The 20,819-nt window shown below is 74.5% G+C and carries 16 protein-coding genes; 8 read left to right on the top strand and 8 right to left on the bottom strand.

The window, feature by feature from the left end; all coding sequences use genetic code 11:
* Nucleotides 1-19 precede the first annotated feature (19 nt).
* The 5 genes from ABT008_RS13520 to ABT008_RS13540 all read right to left on the bottom strand — a co-directional run bounded on the left by ABT008_RS13520 (nt 20) and on the right by ABT008_RS13540 (nt 3,928).
* A complete protein-coding gene (locus ABT008_RS13520) occupies nt 20-1,150 on the bottom strand; it encodes a glycosyltransferase family 2 protein (RefSeq protein WP_350696328.1) in 1,131 nt (376 codons plus the stop codon).
* A gap of 135 nt (nt 1,151-1,285) precedes the next feature.
* The gene (locus ABT008_RS13525) at nt 1,286-2,134 is read right to left on the bottom strand and encodes a carotenoid biosynthesis protein (RefSeq protein ID WP_350696329.1); all 849 of its coding nucleotides are present in this window, start codon (nt 2,132-2,134) and stop codon (nt 1,286-1,288) included.
* Nucleotides 2,131-2,703, bottom strand: a complete 573-nt coding sequence (locus tag ABT008_RS13530; RefSeq protein WP_350696330.1) for a GNAT family N-acetyltransferase — start codon at nt 2,701-2,703, stop codon at nt 2,131-2,133. The genes ABT008_RS13525 and ABT008_RS13530 overlap by 4 nt, the downstream gene beginning before the upstream one ends.
* Nucleotides 2,700-3,443 carry a monooxygenase gene (locus ABT008_RS13535; protein ID WP_350696332.1) on the bottom strand — a complete coding sequence of 248 codons (744 nt, stop codon included), beginning with the start codon at nt 3,441-3,443 and terminating at the stop codon, nt 2,700-2,702. The genes ABT008_RS13530 and ABT008_RS13535 overlap by 4 nt, the downstream gene beginning before the upstream one ends.
* Nucleotides 3,440-3,928, bottom strand: coding sequence for a YbaK/EbsC family protein (locus ABT008_RS13540; protein ID WP_350696334.1), 489 nt, complete (start codon nt 3,926-3,928; stop codon nt 3,440-3,442). Before ABT008_RS13540 ends, ABT008_RS13535 begins: the two co-directional genes overlap by 4 nt.
* A gap of 509 nt (nt 3,929-4,437) precedes the next feature.
* Between ABT008_RS13540 and ABT008_RS13545 the strand changes: the two genes are divergently transcribed.
* The 8 genes from ABT008_RS13545 to ABT008_RS13580 all read left to right on the top strand — a co-directional run bounded on the left by ABT008_RS13545 (nt 4,438) and on the right by ABT008_RS13580 (nt 15,242).
* Entirely contained in the window at nt 4,438-4,887 is a 450-nt protein-coding gene (locus ABT008_RS13545; protein WP_117228470.1) for an SAV_6107 family HEPN domain-containing protein, read from the top strand.
* A gap of 53 nt (nt 4,888-4,940) precedes the next feature.
* Nucleotides 4,941-5,684: a DnaE2-dependent mutagenesis accessory factor ImuA' gene (gene imuA', locus ABT008_RS13550; protein ID WP_350696335.1), complete on the top strand. Its 744-nt coding sequence runs from the start codon at nt 4,941-4,943 to the stop codon at nt 5,682-5,684.
* Nucleotides 5,685-5,799: 115 nt separating this feature from the next.
* On the top strand, nt 5,800-7,809 hold the full coding sequence (locus ABT008_RS13555; RefSeq protein WP_350696336.1) for a DNA polymerase Y family protein: 2,010 nt from the start codon (nt 5,800-5,802) through the stop codon (nt 7,807-7,809).
* Nucleotides 7,810-7,887: 78 nt separating this feature from the next.
* Nucleotides 7,888-11,262 (top strand): error-prone DNA polymerase, encoded by a 3,375-nt coding sequence (locus tag ABT008_RS13560; protein ID WP_350696338.1) that lies wholly within the window; start codon nt 7,888-7,890, stop codon nt 11,260-11,262.
* A gap of 156 nt (nt 11,263-11,418) precedes the next feature.
* A complete protein-coding gene (locus ABT008_RS13565) occupies nt 11,419-12,198 on the top strand; it encodes a methyltransferase domain-containing protein (RefSeq protein ID WP_350696340.1) in 780 nt (259 codons plus the stop codon).
* Nucleotides 12,199-12,203: 5 nt separating this feature from the next.
* A complete protein-coding gene (locus ABT008_RS13570) occupies nt 12,204-13,430 on the top strand; it encodes an alkaline phosphatase family protein (protein ID WP_350696342.1) in 1,227 nt (408 codons plus the stop codon).
* A 38-nt stretch (nt 13,431-13,468) separates the two neighbouring features.
* Nucleotides 13,469-14,728, top strand: a complete 1,260-nt coding sequence (locus tag ABT008_RS13575) for a DNA polymerase IV (protein ID WP_350696344.1) — start codon at nt 13,469-13,471, stop codon at nt 14,726-14,728.
* 115 nt (nt 14,729-14,843) lie between these two features.
* A complete protein-coding gene (locus ABT008_RS13580) occupies nt 14,844-15,242 on the top strand; it encodes an SCO2097 family morphological protein (protein ID WP_131056765.1) in 399 nt (132 codons plus the stop codon).
* A gap of 306 nt (nt 15,243-15,548) precedes the next feature.
* On the opposite strand, the gene ABT008_RS13585 is transcribed toward ABT008_RS13580, so the two are convergent.
* From ABT008_RS13585 to ABT008_RS13595, 3 genes are read right to left on the bottom strand one after another with little or no spacing between them, the layout of a single operon-like run.
* Nucleotides 15,549-18,023, bottom strand: coding sequence for a transglutaminase TgpA family protein (locus ABT008_RS13585; RefSeq protein WP_350696346.1), 2,475 nt, complete (start codon nt 18,021-18,023; stop codon nt 15,549-15,551).
* 16 nt (nt 18,024-18,039) lie between these two features.
* Nucleotides 18,040-19,338, bottom strand: a complete 1,299-nt coding sequence (locus ABT008_RS13590) for a DUF58 domain-containing protein (RefSeq protein WP_350696347.1) — start codon at nt 19,336-19,338, stop codon at nt 18,040-18,042.
* A gap of 1 nt (nt 19,339) precedes the next feature.
* Nucleotides 19,340-20,404, bottom strand: a complete 1,065-nt coding sequence (locus tag ABT008_RS13595) for an AAA family ATPase (RefSeq protein ID WP_350696348.1) — start codon at nt 20,402-20,404, stop codon at nt 19,340-19,342.
* Nucleotides 20,405-20,819 lie beyond the last annotated feature (415 nt).

Here is a 20,819-nt window from a genome sequence, read left to right on the forward strand (position 1 = left end):
AGAGTGGGCCTACCAGGGCCTAGCCGACCGGTCGGCCGCGCCAGGACAGGCGCCGCCGCTTGCGCAGATGGTACGACCGTACGGTCAACCAACCGAGGACCGCGACCGACACGGGGTGGCCCAGCGCGTCGGGCCAGGCCCGCCCGCCGGTGGCGCGTGCGCTGACCACCCGCCCGGCCACCCCCAACAGGTACGCCGACAGCGCGAGCCCGGCCACCACGGGCGCGCCGGCCAGCAGCGCGCCGACGGCGACCAGCGGCGGCGCGGTGTAGAGCAGGAGCAGCAGGGACGTCACCACGGCGGCGGCGAGCGGATGCCCGAACGAGGCCCACAGCGACTTGGTGTAGCCGTCGCGCAGTTGCGGCCAGTCGTCGTACATCCGGCAGGTGGCCAGCCGGGAACCGTCGGCGAGGGCGATCCGGCCGCCGGACCGCTTCACCGCCCGGGCCAGCTCGATGTCCTCCAACACCCGGTCGGCCACGGCCGCGTGCCCACCGGCCCGCAGGTAACCGGCCCGGTCCACGACCAGGAACTGACCGCCCGCCGCAGCCAGCGACGGCCGGGACGAACGCTCCATCGCGCGCAGCGGCAGGAAGGTCAACCACAGCCACTGCAACAGCGGCTGCACCAGCCGGTCCGCCGCCGTCCGCACCACGATCCGTGGGTACGGCGACAGCAGCGCCGCCCCGGCGGCCCGCAGCTCGGTCACCGCCGCCGCCACCGCGTACCGGTCGAGCACCACGTCGGCGTCCACGAAGACCAGCGCGGTGGTAGACGGGTCGGCGCGGTCGGCCAGTTGCCAGCAGGCGTGCGGCTTGCCCAGCCAGCCCGGCGGCGGCGCGATCCCGGTGACCAGGGTGACCCGGGGGTCGTCGCCGACCACCGCGCGGACCACGTCGGCGGTGCCGTCGGTGGACCCGTCGTCGAGCACCACGACCCGCAGCCCGGGTACGCCACGCTGGGCGAGCAGGGACCGCAGGCACGGGGTCACCCGGGCGGCCTCGTCGCGCAGCGGCAGCAGCACCGTCACCGCCTCGGTGACCTCGACCGGCCCCGACGCGGGACGGCGCAGCCAGCGGCCGGCGTTGACCAGGGTGTGCCCGGTCAGCACGACGAGCACGCCGAACAACAGGGCCGAGATCGCGTTCATGCCGGCGCTCCGTGCCGCCATGAGTCACTTCGATGATTCGCTCGCCGAGGCTCGCTCATGCCGGCGCTTCGCTTCGCTGCGCGCCGTCATGAGGCACTTCCGCACTGCGTCGATGATTCGCTCGCCGAGGCTCGCTCATGCCGGGACGTCGGCGCGGAGCCGGGGTTCGCTGTCGGTGTGCCCCGTTCGGCGCTGCCGCAGCAGGCTGACCGCCAGCGGCACCGCGACGACCGACATGCCGGCCGCACCCCACAGCGCCGAGGCGGGCAGGTCCAGGAAGACCGCGTGGGCCAGCACGCTGGAGCCGTACGTCCACAGGTAGAGCGCGTACAACGGATGGTCGGTGTGGTCGGTGGTGTCCACGGCCGGTCCGGCGAGCGGACGCAGCGCGGTCATCATGAGCACCGCGAACAGCAGCCAGCCGAGATAGTTGCTGATCGGGATGCCGGGCAGGCCGGGCAGCGCCGGGGTCGGGTCCCGCCACACCCAGTGCCCCTCGGCCACCATCTGCGGGTCGAGGAAGAGGTCCCAGGTGGCCAGGCCGACGGTGGCCAGCGCGATCCGGGTCGGCCACCGCCAGCGGCCCGCCGCCACCGCGATCCGCGCGGTGAGCCGGGTCGCCACCAGCCACGCCGGCCAGGCCATCCAGGTCCAGGCCAGCGGGATGATCAGCGGTACGCCGGCCAGCTTCGGGCCGAGCTGTCCCGAGTAGTCGTAGCTGCCGAACGGGAAGCCGGTGGCGACGCCGAGCGCCTCGATGGCGAACCCGCCCCCGGTCGCGGTGGCGATCAGCGCCGCGGCCGTACGCGGCCCCCGGGACAGCAACGCGTGGCCGACCGAGAGCAGGTAGCCCAGCACGACGGTGGCCACGGTCAGCCGGGCCCGGGTCGTCCCGTCGGTCAACGGATAGCCGATCTGTGCCAGCACCAGCAGGGCGAGCATCGCCCAGGCGTAGACCCGGGCACGGTGGGCGGACGGCGTCATGGCTGTCCGGGACGGGCCGGCGGCGTCGGCCCCGGCAGGGGCAGGTCCCGACCGAGTACGCCGAACGGGCGCTCGTCGCCGGGGAACCGGAAGTCGCGCAGCACGTCGACGAAGCCGAACCGGCGGTACAGCCGCCAGGCGCGCGAGGTGCTCTCGTCGGCCTCCGGGGTGGACAGCAGCGTGGTGGCGCCCTCGGCCATGGTGAGCAGGGCGCGCAGTTGACCGGCGCCCAGGCCGTGCCCCTGCGCCGGTGGCCGGACGTGCAGCTCGACCACCTCGAAGCAGTCGGTCAGCCAGCGCTTGCGGTCGCCCTGCTCCAGCGCCCGCCAGACCTGGTCGTGCCACCACTGTCCGGGTCCGCCGACGTAGCCGTAGCCGAAGCCGGCCAGGTGCCCCTCGCTGGTCAGGCTGGCCACGGCGCGGAAACCGGGCCGGCGTACGTGGGTGGCGATGTAGCCACGGCGGGCCTCCAACAGGTCGGCGCGGTATCCCATCGCCTCGCCGTAGACGGCGACCACGTCGTCCAGCCGCCGGAGGAGATCGTCCGGCGTCCACCGCACCAACCTCATGCCCGCTCACCCTTCGCCGGGTCGTCCGCGTCGCCGACCCACCCCAGTACCGTCCGGTCACCGACCACGTCACGTACCTCGAATCGCGCGAAGAGTTCTTCCGCGTACCACCGCTCGGTCGGGGTGCGGGTGATCGCGGCCCGGTGCTCCGGGTGACGGTACGCGAACGCCACCAGATCCGCCGGATCCCGCCACACGCTCACCGTGCCCTGCCAGCCCAGGGGCGCCTCGCCGACGCCGAAACGGGCCAGCAGGCCGGGCGCGGTGTGCAGGGCGGCGGCGACCGGCGGGACCGCCCGCCAGAAGGTGAGCGCCCGCACGGGCCGCAGCCGGGCCCGGGTCAGCGCCAGCACCGGCCCGTGGACCGGCCCACCGGCCGGCTCGCCGAACGGTCGCCGGCCGGACCACTCGCCCCGGCTGGTCAGTGGGCGCAGGTCGACCCGGACGCCCGACCGGGCGATGCCAGACCAGGCCCGCTCCACCCGCGAGCCGGTGAACCGGGCCGCTGCGGCGGGGGAGTCCCACACCGTCAGCGCCGCCCAGCGGGTGAGGTCGGCGTCGCCCGGCCCGAAGCCGGTGCCGGTCCCGGTGCCGAGCAGCTTGCCGAACCGTACGCCGGGCAGTGCGCGTAGCCGGCGTGGGTCGAGCGCCATCCGGCCCAAGGCCCGGCCCAGGGCGGCCCGGGGAATCCGCCACACGTGCAGGGTGACCAGCTCGGGGACGGTCTCGGTGGTATTCACGCCACGTCGGTCGGGGTCCCGTGGGTGACCCGCAGCAGTTCGGCGTACGTGGTGGGGAAGACCGCCTGCGGCACGCCACCGGCGGCCCAGACCTCGTCGTACTTCTCCAGCGCGGTGTCGACGAGCGTACGCAGCGGGCGCGGGTGACCGACCGGGGCGACCCCGCCGATCACCTGGCCGGTGTGCTCCTTGACGAACTGCGGGGTGGCCCGGCGCAGCCGGGTGACCCCGAGCCGGGCGGCCAGGACGTCGGTGTCCACCCGGTGTGCGCCGGAGGTGAGCACCAGCAGCGGTGCACCGTCGGCGTCGAAGACGAGCGAGTTGGCGATCGCGCCCACGTCGACACCGAGCGCCTCGGCGGCGGCCGCCGCGGTGTGCACCGCGTCGGGCAGCAGCCGGACCAGGGCCCGCTTGCCGGAGCCGTTGCGGGTGTACGGGCCGTCGAGCGCGTCCTGCACCGCCTGGACGTTCGGGTGTGACTGCATCCCGCCATTCTTCCCGGTACGCCGACGGTCGGCGCACCCGGCCACGCCCTGCGGACCGGTCGCCCCGACCAGGTCAGGTCATGCGGCTGACCCGGCGCGTCACACGTTGCGTTTTCGTCGGGGGGAAGGTGTACTGTCAGCAGTAGTTAGAACGAGTGTTCGATAGCTGGCGTTGCCGGCGCACATCGAGCGTTCGTTCCGACCCCTCGGGGGCGGGTGTTTCGCGGCACCGGCTCCCGACAGGTGCGGTGCCGCGGATCGCACCTGGGCTCCGGGCAGTCGCGAGTCCGGACCCGTCAGGCAGGCCGTCGGCCGCCGCCCACGACCCCCGGGCGGCGGCCGACGGACCCGCCGGTAACGCCGGCCGGGTGTGGTGTGGGGAAGCTCCGCACCCGGCCGGCCACCCATCTGGTGCGTCTTCCTCCGCACCGCCCGCCGCGGGCGCGTACCGCGCCGACGGGTCCACCCCGTCGCGCGACCGCCCCGCTCCGGCCCACGTGGAGGAGACCATGCCGACCAGTCCGGCCCAGGCACCGACGGTGCCCGCGCACGTGCTGCCGCACCGCACTCCCGCCCAACTGCTCACCGTGGCCCGGCAGAGCCTCGCCGAGGCCGCCCGGACCGGCCCCGACGGCCTCCGGTACGCCGCCGCCCACCTCGCGGCGCTGCGCGCCGCCGCCGCGGTGCTCGCCGCCCGCGCCCGTCCCGCACCCACCCGACGCAACCGGATCACCAGCGTCTGGGTCCTGCTCGCGGTCGTCGCCCCCGAGCTCGACGAGTGGGCCGCCTACTTCGCCCTCGGTGCCGGCAAGCGCGCCGCCGCCGAGGCCGGCATACCCCGGGTGGTCACCGCCCGGGAGGCCGACGACCTGCTCCGCGCCGCCGAGGAGTTCGTGACGGTGGTGGAGGCCGCGCTCGGCCTGGCACATCAGCCGGCGATCGACGGTCTCGTCGCCTGACCAGCACCACCCACCGGCGGCACCCGGTGGCGACACGACGGGGGGTAGGTCCGATGGCGGGCCGCATGGTGGTCGGTTCCGCCGCGCTGGCCGGGTTGGTGCGTCCGGCCAGCGCACCCGACCCGGCAGGTGGCCACCGGATCCTCCCCGTCCGCCCCGAGCTGACCGGGCTGCTGCCCGGTCGTGGACTGCGACGGGGCAGCACCATCGCGGTCGGCGTCGGGCAGCCCCGGCACAGCGGTACCACCTCGCTGCTGCTCGCCCTGCTCGCCGAGGCGTCCCGGGCCGGTTCCTGGTGCGCCGTGGTCGGGATGCCGACCTTCGGCGCCGGTGCGGCGGCCGAGGCCGGGATCGCCCTGGACCGGCTCGCCCTGGTGCCGCAGCCCGGCCCCGAGTGGCCCACCGTCGTCGCCGCGCTCATCGACGGGGTCGACGTGGTGGTGACCGCGGTACCCGCCACCGTCTCCACCTCGGTCACCGCCCGGTTGGCCGCCCGGGCCCGTCAACGCGGCAGCGTGCTCGTGCCGTACGGCCGGTGGGACGGGGCGGACCTGACACTCCAGGTGGTCCGGGGCGCCTGGGAGGGACTCGGGGCGGGGCGGGGACGGCTGCGCCGCCGGGAGGTGACCATCTCGGCACACGGGCGGGGCGCGGCTGCCCGCGCCAAGGAGCTCACGGTGTGGTTGCCCGGCGACGAGCTGACCCGCGTCATCCCCCGCCCCACCACCGCCGCCCGGTCACACCCCGCCCGGTTCCGCGTGCTGGCCTCCCCCCACACCGCGGAGCGCGCGACATGAGCGAGCGTCACCGGTCCTGTGGTGGCTCGTGGCGGCGCGGAGCGGCGGGCGTGAGTGAGCGTCAGCGAGCGAGCCATAGGTTCCGTGGTGGCTCGTGGCGGCGCGGAGCGCCGACATGAGCACGTCGGCTCGGACCCTGCTGCTCTGGTGCCCGGACTGGCCGGTGCTCGCCGCCGAGATCGTCGACGGGGTGCCTGCCACCGGGCCGGTCGCGGTGCTGCACGCCAACCGGGTGGTCGCCTGCTCCGAGCAGGCCCGTGCCGAGGGGGTGCGTCGGGGGCTGCGCCGACGGGAGGCGCAGGGACGTTGTCCGGGGCTCACCGTCGTCGACCACGATCCCGGTCGGGACGCCCGGGCGTTCGAGCCGGTGGTGGCCGCGGTCGAGGAGGTGGCGGTCGGGGTCGAGGTGGTCCGCCCGGGTGCCTGTGCGCTGGCCGCCCGGGGACCGGTCCGGTACTTCGGCGGTGAGGAGGCGGCGGCCGAGCGGATCGTCGAGCACGTTGCGCAGAGTTGCGCGGTGGAGAGCCAGGTCGGCATCGCCGACGGGGTGTTCGCCGCCGGGCTGGCCGCGCGGGAGGGGCGGATCGTGCCGCCGGGTGGGACGCCGGAGTTCCTGGCCGTCCAGCCGGTCGAGGCACTCGGGCGACCCGCCCTGGCCGACCTGCTGCGCCGGCTCGGGGTGCGTACGCTCGGCGACTTCGCCGCGCTGGCCGCCGGTGACGTGCTGGCCCGGTTCGGGTTCGACGGGGCGCTGGCCCACCGGTTGGCAACCGGCGGCGACGACCGGCCACTGGCGGTCCGACGCCCACCCGTGGACCTGACGGTCACCGCCGACCTGGACGAGCCGATCGAGCGCGTCGACGTGGCGGCGTTCGCGGCCCGGACGCTGGCCGAGCGGCTGCACGAGCGGCTCGCCGGGCACGGGTTGGCCTGCACCCGGCTCGGCATTGAGGCGGTGACCGCGCACGGCCAGGAGTTGCACCGGGTCTGGCGGCACGACGGCCTGCTCAGCGCGGCGGCGATCGCCGACCGGGTCCGCTGGCAACTGGACGGTTGGCTCTCCGGTGGTGGCCGGCGGGGCGGTGACCGGCCGCCCCGGCCCACCGCAGGGATCGTCCGGCTGCGGTTGGTGCCGGACGGGGTGCTGGCCCAGGCCGGTCTGCAAGCGGGGCTGTGGGGCGAGACCGGTGCGGAACGCGAGCGGGCACACCGGGCGCTGAGCCGGGTGCAGGGCCTGCTCGGCCCGGAGTCGGTGGTCACCGCCGTACTCGGTGGGGGCCGGTCGCCGGCTGACCAGACCCGGTTGGTGCCCTGGGGTGACGAACGGTTGCCGGCCCGTCCCGGCGCCGCGCCGTTGCCGGGCGAGCCAGTCGAACGCCACGGCGGCGCGTCGTGGCTGACCGGAACCGGTGGGGTCGTGCCGCCCGTCCCGGTCGGTGCCGACGGCGGCACGCCGCGCGCCCGTCACTCCACCGGGACGAGTGCCGCTGCTTGGTCCGGGGCCGGGTCCGAGGGCAGGCCGGGTCGGGTCGGTGGCCGGGCGAGTTCCGGGCCGGCCGTACCGTCCTGGCCGGGGCGGCTGCCGCCGCCTTCGCCGGCCGTGGTGCTGCCCACCCCGCTCACCGCGAGCGTGCTGGACGCCACCGGCGCACCGGTCGTGGTGAGCGCGCGATTGACGGTGAGCGCCCCACCGGCCCAGTTGATCATCGAGGTGGAGGCCGGTGCCCAGGTCACCCGGCGCAGCGCCCCGGCGGGGACTGCCGGTGCGGGTGGTCCGGCGGATGGAGCCGTCGGCCGGGGTGGCGGGTCAGCCGGGAGTGCCGGCCGGGGTGGTGTGTCGGTCGGGGGTGTCGGCCGGGGTGGTGTGTCGGTCGGGGGTGTCGGCCGGGGTGGTGCAGCGGTGGGGGACGCAGGCCGGGGTGGTGCGTGGGCCGGGATCTCTGGCCGGGCCGGGGTGCCGGTCGAGATCGTCGGTTGGGCCGGCCCGTGGCCGGTCGACGAGCGGTGGTGGGACCCGGTCGAGGCGTGTCGGCGGGCCCGTTTCCAGATCAGCCTGGCCGACGGCAGCGCCCTGCTGCTCGCCGTCGAAGCCGGCCGGTGGCTCCTGGAGGCGGTCTATGACTGAGGCGGAAGTGAATCCTGGTGCGTTCCGTCCCCTGGGAGGGCCGGAACGTACCAAGATCTCGGTGGGTGGGGTGGGACGGTGAGTTTTCACAATCCTCGGCTGCCCTGGTCGGAGTTGGAGCGGGTGCTCTCCGGGCGTACCGGGGAGGGTGAACGGCACCTGCGGGTGGTGGATCCCCTCGCGGTCGACGCCGACGGCGGCGACTCGCCGGCCTGGAGCCGGAGCCGGGAGCAGTACCATCCGCCCGAGCTGGCCCGCCCCGACGGTGTGGTGCCGTACGCCGAACTGCACGCGCACACCAACTTCAGCTTCCTCGACGGGGCCAGCCATCCCGAGGAACTGGCCGAGGAGGCGGTCCGGCTGGGGCTGACCGCGCTCGCCGTCACCGATCACGACGGCTTCTACGGCGTGGTGCGCTTCGCCGAGGCGGCCCGCGCGCTGGACCTGCCGACGATCTTCGGGGCGGAGCTGTCCCTCGGTCTGCCCGGCCCGCAGCAGGGCGTACCCGACCCGCACGGCAACCACCTGCTGGTGTTGGCGCACGGCCACGAGGGGTACGCGCGGCTGGCCACGACCATCGCCCGGGCCCAGTTGCGCGGCGGGGAGAAGGGCCGTCCGGTCTACGGCGAACTGGAGGAGGTGGCCGCCGACCTGCGCGACCACGTGCTGGTGTTGACCGGCTGCCGCAAGGGGCACGTGCCGTCCGCCCTGCTCACCGAGGGGGTGGACGCGGCGGCCCGGGAGCTGGACCGGCTCACCGCGCTGTTCGGCGCGGAGACGGTGGCGGTGGAGCTGACCGACCACGGTCACCCGGTCGACGGCGACCGCAACGACGCGCTGGCCGAGCTGGCCGCCACCGCCGGGCTGCCCACGGTCGCCACGAACAACGTGCACTACGCCACCCCCGGCCGGCGACGGCTGGCCACCACCCTCGCCGCGGTGCGGGCCCGGCGCAGTCTGGACGAGATCGACGGTTGGCTGCCCGCTGCGGGCACCGCCCACCTGCGCAGTGGTGCCGAGATGGCGACGCGGTTCGCCGCGTACCCGGGGGCGGTGGCCCGGGCCGCCGAGTTCGGCGCGGAACTCGCCTTCGACCTCCAGCTCGTCGCGCCCCGGCTGCCGGCGTACCCGGTGCCGCCGGGGCACACCGAGATGAGCTGGCTGCGTCACCTCACCGAGGCCGGCGCGCGGGAACGCTACGGCCCGCGCGAGGCGCACCCGCAGGCGTACGCGCAGCTCGACCACGAGCTGAACATGATCGAGGAGCTGGGCTTCCCCGGCTACTTCCTGGTGGTCTACGACATCGTCGACTTCTGCCGGCGGGCGGACATCTACTGCCAGGGCCGGGGCTCGGCGGCGAACTCGGCGGTCTGCTACGCGTTGCGGATCACCAACGTGGACGCGGTCCGGCACCGGCTGCTGTTCGAGCGCTTCCTGGCCCCGGAACGCGACGGCCCGCCCGACATCGACGTGGACATCGAGTCCGACCGTCGGGAGGAGGTCATCCAGCACGTCTACACCCGGTACGGGCGGGAGCACACCGCCCAGGTGGCCAACGTGATCTCCTACCGGCCCCGGTCGGCGGTGCGGGACGTGGCCAAGGCGTTCGGCTTCTCGCCGGGTCAGCAGGACGCGTGGAGCAAGCAGATCGACCGGTGGGGCGACGTGGCCACGGTGGACGTGCCGGAGATCCCCGAGCAGGTGATCGCGTACGCCAACGAACTGACTGGTGGCTCGGGGAGGTGGGCGGGCTTTCCCCGGCACCTGGGCATCCACTCCGGCGGCATGGTGATCTGCGACCGGCCGGTGATCGAGGTCTGTCCGGTGGAGTGGGGCCGGATGCCCGGCCGCAGCGTGCTCCAGTGGGACAAGGACGACTGCGCCGCCGTCGGCCTGGTCAAGTTCGACCTGCTCGGCCTGGGCATGCTCTCCGCGCTGCACTACGGGTACGACATGATCGGGATGAGCCTGGACCTCGGCGACATGTCGCTGGAGGACCCGGAGGTCTACGACATGCTCTGCCGGGCCGACTCGGTCGGGGTGTTCCAGGTGGAGAGCCGCGCCCAGATGGCCACCCTGCCCCGGCTGCGCCCCCGGACGTTCTACGACCTGGTGGTCGAGGTGGCGCTGATCCGGCCCGGCCCGATCCAGGGCGGCTCGGTGCACCCGTACATCCGGCGCAAGAGCGGGCAGGAGGAGGTGACCTTCCCGCACCCGCTGATGCGCAACGCGTTGGAGAAGACACTCGGCGTACCGCTGTTCCAGGAGCAGTTGATGCAGCTCGCCATCGACCTGGCCGGGTTCGACGCGGCCGGGGCCGACGAGTTGCGCCGGGCGATGGGGGCCAAACGGTCGGTGGAGCGGATGGCGAAGATCGCCGACCGGCTCTATCGGGGCATGGCCGAGCGCGGCATCACCGGGGAGCTGGCCGACGACGTCTACCGCAAGCTCACCGCGTTCGCCAGCTACGGCTTCCCGGAGAGCCACGCGATGAGCTTCGCCTATCTGGTCTACGCCAGTTCCTGGCTCAAGCGCTACCACCCGGGCCCGTTCCTGGCCGCGCTGCTCAGCGCCCAGCCGATGGGCTTCTACTCGCCGCAGACCCTGGTCGACGACGCCCGCCGGCACGGTGTGGAGGTACGCCGCCCGGACGTCAACGCCAGCGGTGCGAAGCCGGTGCTGGAGTCCACCCCGCAGACCCGCTGGGGCAGCCGGCCCGGCGAGCCGCCGCACGCCTGGGGGCTGGGCGGTCCGGCCGTACGGCTGGGGCTGTCCAGTGTGCGTACCCTCGGCGATCCGGTGGCCGAGCGGATCGAGGCGGAGCGGACGGCGAACGGGCCGTACCGCGACATGCCGGATCTGGCCCGGCGGGTGGGTCTGACCGCGGCCCACCTGGAGGCGCTGGCCACCGCGGACGCCTTCGCCTGTTTCGGGCTGAGCCGGCGGCAGGCGCTCTGGGCGGCCGGCGCGGCGGCGCAGGACCGGCCGGATCGCCTGCCCGGCACGGTGACCGGCGCGACGGCACCCACCCTGCCCGGCATGGAGGAGGTGGACCGGCTGGTCGCCGACGTGTGGGCCACCGGATTGTCCCCGGAGCACCACCCGGCCCGGTTCATCCGCCCCCGGCTGGACGCCCTGGGTGCGGTACCGATCGACCGGCTGGGACGGGTGGAGCCGGGCCGACGGATCCGGGTCGGCGGGATCGTCACCCACCGGCAGCGCCCGGCGACGGCGGGCGGGGTCACCTTCCTCAACCTGGAGGACGAGACCGGCATGCTCAACGTCACCTGTTCACCGGGGCTGTGGCAGCGGCACCGGCGGGTGGCCCGGACCAGCGCCGCGCTTGTGGTGCGCGGGTTGTTGCAGCGGCACGAGGGAGTGGTCAACCTGGTCGCCGACCGGCTGGACGCGATCGAGCCGCCGGTCAGCCCCGCGTCCCGCGACTTCCGCTGACCGTCCGCCGCCTCGGCCTGGTCGCTGCCCGGGTCGCCGTCGCCTCGCCCTGGTCGCTGTCCGGTCCGCCGCCTCGGCCCGGTCGTTGGCCGGGTCGCCGCCGGCCGCATGTCCCGTCGTCGGCCCGCGCCGCCCCGACGGCGTGCCTCGCCGCGCATGATCGGCCGGGCAGGCCCTAGGCTCGACCGGGTGGAACAGACCCCGAATCCGGCCGGGCCGCCGCTCACCCCCCGTACCGCCGTGGTCTGGTCGGTGCTCCGCGCCGAGTTGGACCGTCGGCCCGCCGCCGAGCTCACCGTGCTCGACGTCGGCGGCGGCACTGGTGGCTTCGCCGTGCCGCTGGCCCGGGCCGGGCACCGGGTCACCGTGGTCGACGCCAGCCCCGACGCGCTGGCCGCGCTCAGCCGCCGGGCCGCCGAGGCCGGGGTGGCGCAGCGGGTACGCGCGGTGCAGGGCGACGGCGACGCGCTCGCCGGGCTGGTCGAGCCGGCCAGCGTGGACCTGGTGCTCTGCCACGCCGTCCTGGAGGTCGTCGACGACCCGGCGCCGGTGGTGGCCGCGCTGGCCGGTGCGCTGCGGCCGGGCGGTGCGGCCAGCGTGCTGGTCGCCGGGCGGGCGGCGGCGGTGCTCGGCCGGGCGATGAACGGCCACCTGGACGTGGCGACGGCGCTCGCCGCCGACCCCGACGGCAGCGCCGGCCCCCGGGACACGCTGCGTCGACGCTTCGACGCCGACGGCGCCACCGCGCTGCTGGCCGCCGCCGGGCTCGCCGTCGAGGAGATCCACGGCGTACGCGTGCTCGCCGACCTGTTGCCCGCGGCGGTGGCGGACGGCCAGCCGGGCGCCCTGCTGGAGCTGGAACGGGCGTTGGCCGCCCGGCCGCCCTGGCGGGATCTGGCGGCGCAACTGCACCTGTTCGCCCGCCGTCCGGCATGACCGGCATGACCGGCCCGGGCGGGTCGGCGTTGGAGCCCTCGGTGTTAGGAGGGGTCCCCTCCTATGCACCAGGCGTTAACAAGGTGCCCTTCCTTGCACCTGTCGCGCCGGAGTACGGCGGGGGGAGCATCGCTGACGTGCTGCCCAGCGCGCTCGCGGTGCTCGGCGTGCCCGGTGCCGCCGACCTGCTCGGCCTCGGCGTCGACCTGCCCGGCGTACGCCGGATCGCGGTGCTGCTGGTCGACGGGCTCGGTTGGTACCAGATCCCGACCGCCGCGCCGTACGCGCCGACCCTGGCCGGGCTGACCGCGGCGGCCGGTCGGCCACTCACCTGCGGCTTCCCCTCCACCACCCCGGTCAGCCTGGTCACCCTGGGCACCGGGGCGGCGCCCGGCGCGCACGGGGTGCTCGGCTTCACGCTGCGGGTGCCCGGCACCGAGCGGGTGCTCAACCACATCGAGTGGTCCGGCGACCCGTCGCCGCTGCGCTGGCAGCCGGTCGCCACCCAGTTGCAGCGGGCCCGGGCCGCCGGGGTGGCGGTGACCGTGGTCAGCCGGCCGGAGTTCGGCGGCAGCGGGCTGACCCTTGCCGCGAACCGGGGCGGGGACTACCGGGGCGCGGCCGGGGTCGACGCGGTGGCCACCACGATGCTGACCGCGCTGACCGCCGGACGCGGCCCGACCCTGGTCTCCGGCTACCACCCGGACGTGGACCGGGACGGGCACCTCAGCGGCGTCGACTCGGCGCCCTGGCGGGCGTCGGTGGCCGAGGTGGACGGGCTGCTGGCCCGGTTGGTGGACGGGTTGCCGCCGGACGGGGCGTTGCTGGTCACCGCCGACCACGGCCAGCTCAACGTGCCCGCGGAGCACCGGTTCGACCTGGACACCGACCCCCGGCTGACCGCCGGGGTACGGGTGGTCGCGGGTGAGCCCCGGGTGCGGTACCTGCACACCGCGCCGGGTGCCACCGCCGACGTGGTGGCGGCCTGGTCGGCCGTGCTCGGTGACGCCGCCCGGGTGATGGTGCGGGACGAGGCGGTGGCCACCGGCTGGTTCGGGCCGGTGCCCGAGGCGCACCTGGAGCGGGTCGGCGACGTGGTGGTGGTCTGCAACGACACGTACGCCGTGCTGGCCAGCCGGTCGGAGAGCCCGATGGTGTCCCGGCTGGTGGCCTTCCACGGGGCGGACACCGCGGCCGAGATGACGATTCCGCTGCTGGTGCTGCGGGGCTGACCGGCTGGCCTGTCCCACCCCGGGGTTAACCTGCCGGGGTGGGACGCAGCCAGTCGTTGCCCCGGGGCGGCGATCCCCGGTTCGGGCCGGACTCCGACGACGCCGGCTGCTCGATCCTGCACGTCGACATGGACGCCTTCTTCGCCTCGGTGGAGGTGCGGCACCGGCCGGAGTTGCGCGGAAAGGCCGTCGTGGTCGGCGGGGTCGGTCCGCGCGGCGTGGTCAGTTCGGCCAGCTACGAGGCCCGGCGGTACGGCGTCCGCAGCGCGATGCCGACGATGCGGGCCCGGGCGCTCTGCCCGCACGCGGTGTTCCTGCCACCGGACTTCAGTCGCTACTCGGCCGCCTCGCGGGCGGTCATGCAGATCTTCCGGGACGTCACGCCGCTGGTCGAGCCGCTCTCCCTGGACGAGGCGTTCCTGGACGTCGCGGGGGCCCGGCGACTGTTCGGCCCGCCGGCCGCGATCGCCCGCCGGATCCGCGAGCGGGTCGCCGCCGAGCAGGAACTGACCTGTTCGGTGGGGGTGGCGTCGAGCAAGTTCGTGGCCAAGCTCGGGTCGACCCGGGCCAAGCCGGACGGCCTGCTCGTGGTCCCGGCCGCGCAGGTCCTCGACTTCCTCCATCCGCTGCCGGTGGCCGCCCTGTGGGGGGTGGGGGAGCGGGCCGAACAGAGCCTGCTGCGGCTCGGGCTGCGGACGGTGGGCGACCTGGCCCAGGCCCCGCCGGGGATGCTGCGGACCGCGGTCGGCGCGGCGGCGGCCGCGCACCTGCACGAGTTGGCGTGGGGACGCGATCCGCGTCGGGTCAGCCCGGAGCACGCGGAGAAGTCGATCGGCGCGGAGGTCACCTTCGACGTCGATGTCCGAGATCCGACCGAGATCCGGCGTACGCTGCTGGGGCTCGCCGAGAAGGTCGGCGGCCGGCTGCGCGCTGCCGGGCAGGTGGGACGCACCGTGTCACTCAAGGTGCGGATGGCCGATTTCCGCACGGTGAGCCGGTCGCGCACCCTCGACGTGCCCACCGACGTGGCCCGGGAGATGTTCGACACGGTCTGGTCGCTCTACACCGCTCTGGCACCGGGTGAGCGGATTCGCCTCGTCGGCGTACGGGCGGAGGGTCTGACTTCGGCGGACGAGACACCGAGGCAGCTCGCGCTCGGTGCGCCCGAGCGGGGCTGGCGCGAGGCGGAGGTTGCGGCGGACGCCGCGGCTGCCCGATTCGGGCGGTCCGTCATAGGACCGGCCAGTCTTCTCGGTGGGCGTGATCCCCGACGAAATGAAAATCCGACGCGGCCGTAGGTCGTCCCGCTTTCCGACGCGCGAGGGCCCTCGTAGACTTGCGGGTAAGCAGCCGGTTGGCTGCCACGGTCTGTCGGTCCGACCGGACCGACCAACGTGACCGGGGAGGAGTGCCGTGCCGCTCTCGGAGCACGAGCAGCGGCTGTTCGAGCAGATCGAGCGGTCGCTTGCCGAGGACCCCAAGTTCGCCTCGGCCGTGCGCGCCAGCGACCCGCGTTTCCACGCGCGGCGTCGCCTGCTCGTCGCTGCCGGCGTGATCGTCGCTGGCCTGGCGTTGTTGGTCTATGGCGCGGTGATCAAGACTCCGCCGTTGGCAGTGGCGGGATTCGTTGTCATGCTGGCCTCGGCCGCGTTCGCGGTGCAGTCGCACCGTCGGGCGCAGTCACCGGACCTGCACGTCGTCGGAGGCACGGCGAGTCGTCGCCGGTCCCGGGGACGGTCCGGCCGCCGGTCGGGGGGTTTCCTCGACCGGATGGAGGACCGGTGGCGTCAGCGCCCGGAGGGGCACCGCTGACCCGCTGTTCCTGACGGCGGGACATCCGTCCCGGGCCTGACCGGTCCGGGACGTTCCGGCGTGCGACGGACGTGTGTCGTCCGGGTGCCCTTCGGGGTGCCCAGGGCGAAGGCTGCGACGTGGCGCGCTGAGCGCTGCCCAACGGGCGGCGACAGAAGACCACGCGGCGTGCAAAGACCCGCGGCGGGAGACGACCACGCGGCGATGTAAGGCCATGTCCGCGAAGGAAGAACCACGACGGGCCGGGTACCGGTGGATGTCCACCGGTACCCGGCCCGTGTCGTCGTGCCCCGGTCCGGGCGGCGGTCAGCGACTCGCGCGGTTCGCGATCAGCCGACGCGGACTGAACCGCAGCAGCCGGTGGCGTACCTGACCGCCGGAGTTCACCAGCCGCGACGAGGTGTCCGCGACGGTGGTACGCCAGCGTTGCAGCACCGACGGCGGCAACACGGTCGCCATCAGTCGGGTACGCCGGTCGGCCCGCTCGGCCAGCGCACCGCGTACCGTCCGCAGGGCCGTGGGCAGCGGCTCGCCGGTCAGCGGGTCGCGCGCGTACCGGGCCCGCTCCTCGGCGCGGCCGAGCAGACGGGCCGCCGTGCCGGCCCCGGTGTCCGGTGCGAGGGCCTCCCGGACCAGCCGGTCGGCGGTCGCCCGGGGGGTCTCCGTCCGGTCCACCCGGATCCGGTAGTCGACCAGGGTGTCGAGCAGTTCGTCCCAGGCGGCGTGTGCGTCCGCCCGGGCCCGGTCCGGGTCGGCGCCGACCGTCATCGCCGGTCGGTGCTCCCCGGTGGCGGTCGCCTCCGACGCGTCGACCGTCCGGATCACCGGCGCGGGCCGACCTCGCCGGTGGCGCAGCGCGAGTCGGCGCAGCGCCGGCACGGCGAGCAGGGCCAGCAGGGCGAGTACGCCCACGGCGAGCAGCCAGGGCCAGCGCGGTGCCTGCTGGGTGGGCGCGCCCGGGGCGGCGCCGAGGGCCGGGTCGTCGCCCTCCTCGAACTGGTTCGGTCCGGCGTCCGGTCCAGCCGACGGGTCGTCCGCGTCGGGCGCGTCCGTGGGGTCGGTCTGCGGGGTGTTCTCCTCCGGGGCGTCGACGTCCGGCGCCCAGGCGGAGCGGGCCGAGCCCGGCACGCCGTAGGTCGGGGTGGCGTCGAAGGGCACCCACCCGATCTGGTCGAAGTACACCTCGGTCCAGGCGTGCAGGTTCCGGTTGGTCAGGGTGAGCGTGTCAGCGGTACGCCGGCTGCCGTTGGTGAACCCGAAGGCCACCCGGGCGGGGATGCCGGCGTCGCGGACCATCCAGGCCAGCGCCGCCGCGTACTGCTGGCAGTAGCCGGCCTTGTTCTCCAGGAAGTCGAGGATCTCCTGGCCGCTGGTGCCCTGCTCGGTGCTGAGCTGGTAGGTGAAGCCGTTGTCCTCGGAGAAGTAGTCGTAGATCGCGCGCACCTTGTCGTACTCGGTGCGCTGGCCCCGAATCAGGTTTGCCACCAGGGCCCGCACCTCGGGCACGTCGGGGGTGACGGTCTGCTGGACCCGCCGTGGATCGTCGGCGGACAGCGCCCGGGCCGAGCGCAGGGCCTGCGGCGTGTACGTCGAGCGGACGTAGTCGAACGAGTACGACTTCTCCCGGGAGTTCTCCCGGTTCGAGAAGACCACCTGCAGGTCCTGGTCGTAGAACCAGTTCCGGTCCAGGTCGGTGAAGTCGACCGGTTCGGCGTACACCGGCAGCAGCGGCATGGCCAGGGCCCGGGTCACCTCCACGGTGGCCCGGTGCCGGGTCCGCTCGACCCCTCGTACCTGCTGGTCCGACGGGTCGGGCAGCTCACCGGTGACCCGGCCGCCGTTCGGACCGCGTACCCGGAAGCCGTCGCCGCGCAGCTCGTCGGCGACGCCGAAGCGCAGGTAGAACGGATCCTCCTCGGTGGTGGTCACCGTCACCAGGTCGGTGGTCTCGGACTGGTTGAGCGTGCCGCTGAGCGCGGCGAACAGGTCGACCCGGCCGGGGGAGCCGCCGAAACCCTGCCCGCCCAGACCGTTGCCGACACCGGAGTTCAGGTTGCTCATCAGACCGGAGGTCATGCCCGGTATGGCCAACGGCACCAGGACGGCCAGCGCCAGGCCCACCACCGCCAGCCGTCGTCCGGCGGCGGCCAGTGGGGACGCCTCCCAGACGTCGACGTCGCGGCCGTCGCCGGTGAACCGCCGGCCGAACCGCCGGACCCGGTCGACGTTGTCGGTGACCAGCAGCCAGAGGAAGCCGGCGGCTCCGATGGCGAACGGCAGCGGCGGGACGCTGTCCACGTAGACCGCCACCGGCACCGAGTAGATGGCCAGCATCGGCAGACCGGCCAGGGCGGGCCGGCGCAGCCCGACACAGAGCACGTCCACCAGCACCGCGACCCCGCCGACGCCGAGCACCGTGATGAACAGCAGCGGGTCGGTGTCGGGCACCTTCACGCCGTGCGAGCGCATGTCGTCGACCGAGGTGCTGAGCAACTCGGCGAAGTGCCCGAAGGTGGCCGGCGTGGGCAGCACCGCGAGCAGTTCCTCGCCGCTGGGGAACAGCCAGGTCAGGGCCAGGGTGAGGCCGGCGACCATGGCCAGGATCTGGGCCCACAGCGGGGTCCGGCCGAGCCGGGCCAGGGCCGCCGCGGCGGCCACCGCGGCCACCGCGATGACGGCCTGCACCAGCCAGGTCCACCGTTCGAAGATGGCCGACAGGGGCGCGGCGGCGAGCAGGGTCGCGGCGGCGGCCACCAGACCCAGGTTCCGATGGGCGATCATGAGGGGGACCTTCCGTTCATCGCACGCCGCCGGCCACCGTCTCGGCCATCGCGGCCCGCAGGGCGAACCCCTGCGAGCCCCGGCCGGCCTGCGGCCAGAGCGCCGGCAACCGGCCGCCGTGGTCGACGCCGATCACCCGCCAGCCGGACTGCATCAGCGCCAGCGCGGCGGTGTCGTGTGCCTGGTCGGCCTCGGCCCGGGCCGGTGCCGGCAGGTTCAGCCAGGCGGAGCTGTCCAGCAGGAAGCAGACGCAGGTGGCGCCGTTCGCCCGCAGCCCGGACAGCACCTCCGCCTCGGCGGTGCTCAGCGACCCGAAGACGCCGATGATCAGGCCGCCGTCGGAGCGCTGCCGGACGTGTTGCACCAGGGTGGTGATCTCGACGCGTTGGTCCAGCCGGACCTCCGCGAGTTGGTCGAGCAGCAAGCCGTCACCGGCACCCTCGGTCGCGTTCACGTCCGCGCCGGAGCCGGTGACCAGGCGCAGCTTGTAGCCGGCCTGACGCAGGTGGACGGCGATGCTGGCGGCGGCCGAGACGGCCCACTCGAAACTGGCCGTCGGGCCGTCGCCCTGGTGGCCGTACGCGCGGGTGTCCAGCAGGACGGTCGCGCGGCTCTCCCAGGGCTGTTCCTCCCGGCGCACCATCAGCTCCCCGGTGCGCGCGGTCGACTTCCAGTGCACCCGGCGCAGGTCGTCGCCGCGTCGGTACTCGCGGGTCGCCGCGTCGTCCTCGCCGTGCACCGCCACCGAGCGGGCCCGGCTCTCGCCGCTGCCGGCGTACTCACCGGGCAGCCGCACCGCCGGCAGTGGCACCACCTGCGGCACCACGGTCAGCGAGTCGGTGCCCGGGAAGGCCCGGCTCAGTTCGCACAGACCGAACGGGTCGGTCATCCGGACCACCAGCGGCCCCACCTCGTACCGGCCGCGCACGTCGGCCCGCACGGTGTACGCCACCGAGCTGGCCTGGTGCGCGCCGAGCCGTTCCAGCACCACCCGGGGCCGGCTGCCGAGCGCGTACGGCAGTCGGTCCTCCAGCAGCAGGGTGCCGGTGGGCAACCGGGACAGGTTCTGCAACCGCAGCACCATCCGGGCGGTGGCGCCGACCGGCACCCGGTGCGGGTCCAGCGAGCGGTGACAGGCCAGCTTGTAGCGGCTGCGGCCGACGTAGAGCGCGGCGAGCAGCGGGAGGACGGCCAGCAGCACGGCCACCCGCAGCAGGTCCTTCTCGCCGAGGATGCCGGCGGAGACGGCGGCCGCCAGCGCGGCGGCCAGGAAGGATCGACCGCGGGTGGTCAGGCCGCGGAGGCCGTCACGCACGTCACGGCCTCCGGGGTTCGAACGGGGCCCGACCGTTGCCGTTGCCGTTGCCGGCTGGCGGCCGGGTGTCGTACGGCGAGCGCTGGCGGTCGTGCGGCAGCGGCAGCCGGTGCACCAGGTCCGCCACGATCGCGTCGGTGGTACGCCGGGCGAGCTGGGCGTCGGCGGTGGGGATGAGCCGGTGCGCCAGGACCGGTACGGCGAGAACCTGGAGATCGTCGGGGAGGACGTAGTCACGCCCGTCGAGGGCGGCCACCGCGCGGGCGGTGCGCAGCAGTTGCAGGGTGCACCGCGGGGACGCGCCGAGCCGCAGGTCGGGTGCCTCCCGGGTGGCGGTGACCAGGTCGATCGCGTACTGCTTGACCGCGTCGGCGACGTGCACCTGCCGGACGTGACCGATCAGCCGACGCACGGTGTCGGCGTCGGAGACCGGGCGCAGTGCCGGCAGCGGGTCCACCGCGCCGTGGCCGTCGAGCATGGCCAGCTCGGCGTTCGGGTCGGGGTAACCCATCGCGATCCGGGCGGTGAAGCGGTCCCGCTGCGCCTCCGGCAGCGGGTACGTGCCCTCCATCTCGATCGGGTTCTGGGTGGCGATCACCATGAACGGGGTCTGCAACTGGTACGTCACCCCGTCGACGGTGACCTGCCGCTCCTCCATGCACTCCAGCAGCGCGGACTGGGTCTTCGGCGAGGCCCGGTTGATCTCGTCGCCGACGACCAGGTTGGCGAAGACGGCACCCGGCCGGAACTCGAAGTCGTGCGTCTCCTGGTTGTAGACGCTGACGCCGGTCACATCGCTGGGCAGCAGGTCGGGGGTGAACTGGATGCGGCGCACGGAGCAGTCGATGGAGCGGGCGAGGGCCTTGGCCAGCTTGGTCTTGCCGACGCCGGGCACATCCTCGATGAGCAGATGACCCTCGGCGAGCAGGACGGCCAGAGCGAGCCGCACGGTGGCGGTCTTGCCCTCGATGACCTGTTCGATGTTGGCCACGATGGCGTCGCTCGCTGCGCGGAACTCGTCGTGCGGCAGCAGTCCGCCAACTTCGTCCCAGGTCTGTTGTGTCACGGGCCTCCTCCTCGTCGCTGTCACGGCAGCTCTGTATAGAGCACCTGGACCCGCCGTTGGGTTCGCGACGTGCGAGCCTCGTCTGCCGCAGCAATCTCACTGGCCTCTCAGGCTAACCATGTTTCTCGCCAACGCCGACCGGCGCAGGTGTTTGGGTGCTTACAGGGCTATTTGTCGTTCACACAGCGCATGTCGTCGGTTCTGCCGGGTAAGCGGCGGCGGGCGTCCCGATCCCGTGCGGGGGGAGGGACGTACGCGGCCAGACGCGGACCGCCGTGACGGTCGCGGTACACTGCCGGTCATGGCCGGAGTCTTCCTGCTTCTTACCGAGCCGTGCTGACGCGCTGACAGGCGCGACAGCACGGCGGCCCCTCCTGTGCGAGGGGCTTTTTCGTGCCCGCCGGGGCCCGGGGCG

The sequence above is a fragment of the Micromonospora sp. NPDC002389 genome, from assembly GCF_040296095.1.
GTDB lineage: Bacteria > Actinomycetota > Actinomycetes > Mycobacteriales > Micromonosporaceae > Micromonospora.

Excerpts from the sequence above, each read along its gene's own strand:
- ABT008_RS13585 (WP_350696346.1), bottom strand. The coding sequence starts at position 18,023 with ATGATCGCCCATCGGAACCTGGGTCTGGTGGCCGCCGCCGCGACCCTG.
- ABT008_RS13525 (WP_350696329.1), bottom strand. The coding sequence starts at position 2,134 with ATGACGCCGTCCGCCCACCGTGCCCGGGTCTACGCCTGGGCGATGCTC.
- ABT008_RS13565 (WP_350696340.1), top strand. The coding sequence starts at position 11,419 with ATGATCGGCCGGGCAGGCCCTAGGCTCGACCGGGTGGAACAGACCCCG.
- ABT008_RS13570 (WP_350696342.1), top strand. The coding sequence starts at position 12,204 with ATGACCGGCCCGGGCGGGTCGGCGTTGGAGCCCTCGGTGTTAGGAGGG.
- imuA' (WP_350696335.1), top strand. The coding sequence starts at position 4,941 with ATGGCGGGCCGCATGGTGGTCGGTTCCGCCGCGCTGGCCGGGTTGGTG.
- ABT008_RS13555 (WP_350696336.1), top strand. The coding sequence starts at position 5,800 with ATGAGCACGTCGGCTCGGACCCTGCTGCTCTGGTGCCCGGACTGGCCG.
- ABT008_RS13530 (WP_350696330.1), bottom strand. The coding sequence starts at position 2,703 with ATGAGGTTGGTGCGGTGGACGCCGGACGATCTCCTCCGGCGGCTGGAC.
- ABT008_RS13545 (WP_117228470.1), top strand. The coding sequence starts at position 4,438 with ATGCCGACCAGTCCGGCCCAGGCACCGACGGTGCCCGCGCACGTGCTG.
- ABT008_RS13540 (WP_350696334.1), bottom strand. The coding sequence starts at position 3,928 with ATGCAGTCACACCCGAACGTCCAGGCGGTGCAGGACGCGCTCGACGGC.
- ABT008_RS13520 (WP_350696328.1), bottom strand. The coding sequence starts at position 1,150 with ATGAACGCGATCTCGGCCCTGTTGTTCGGCGTGCTCGTCGTGCTGACC.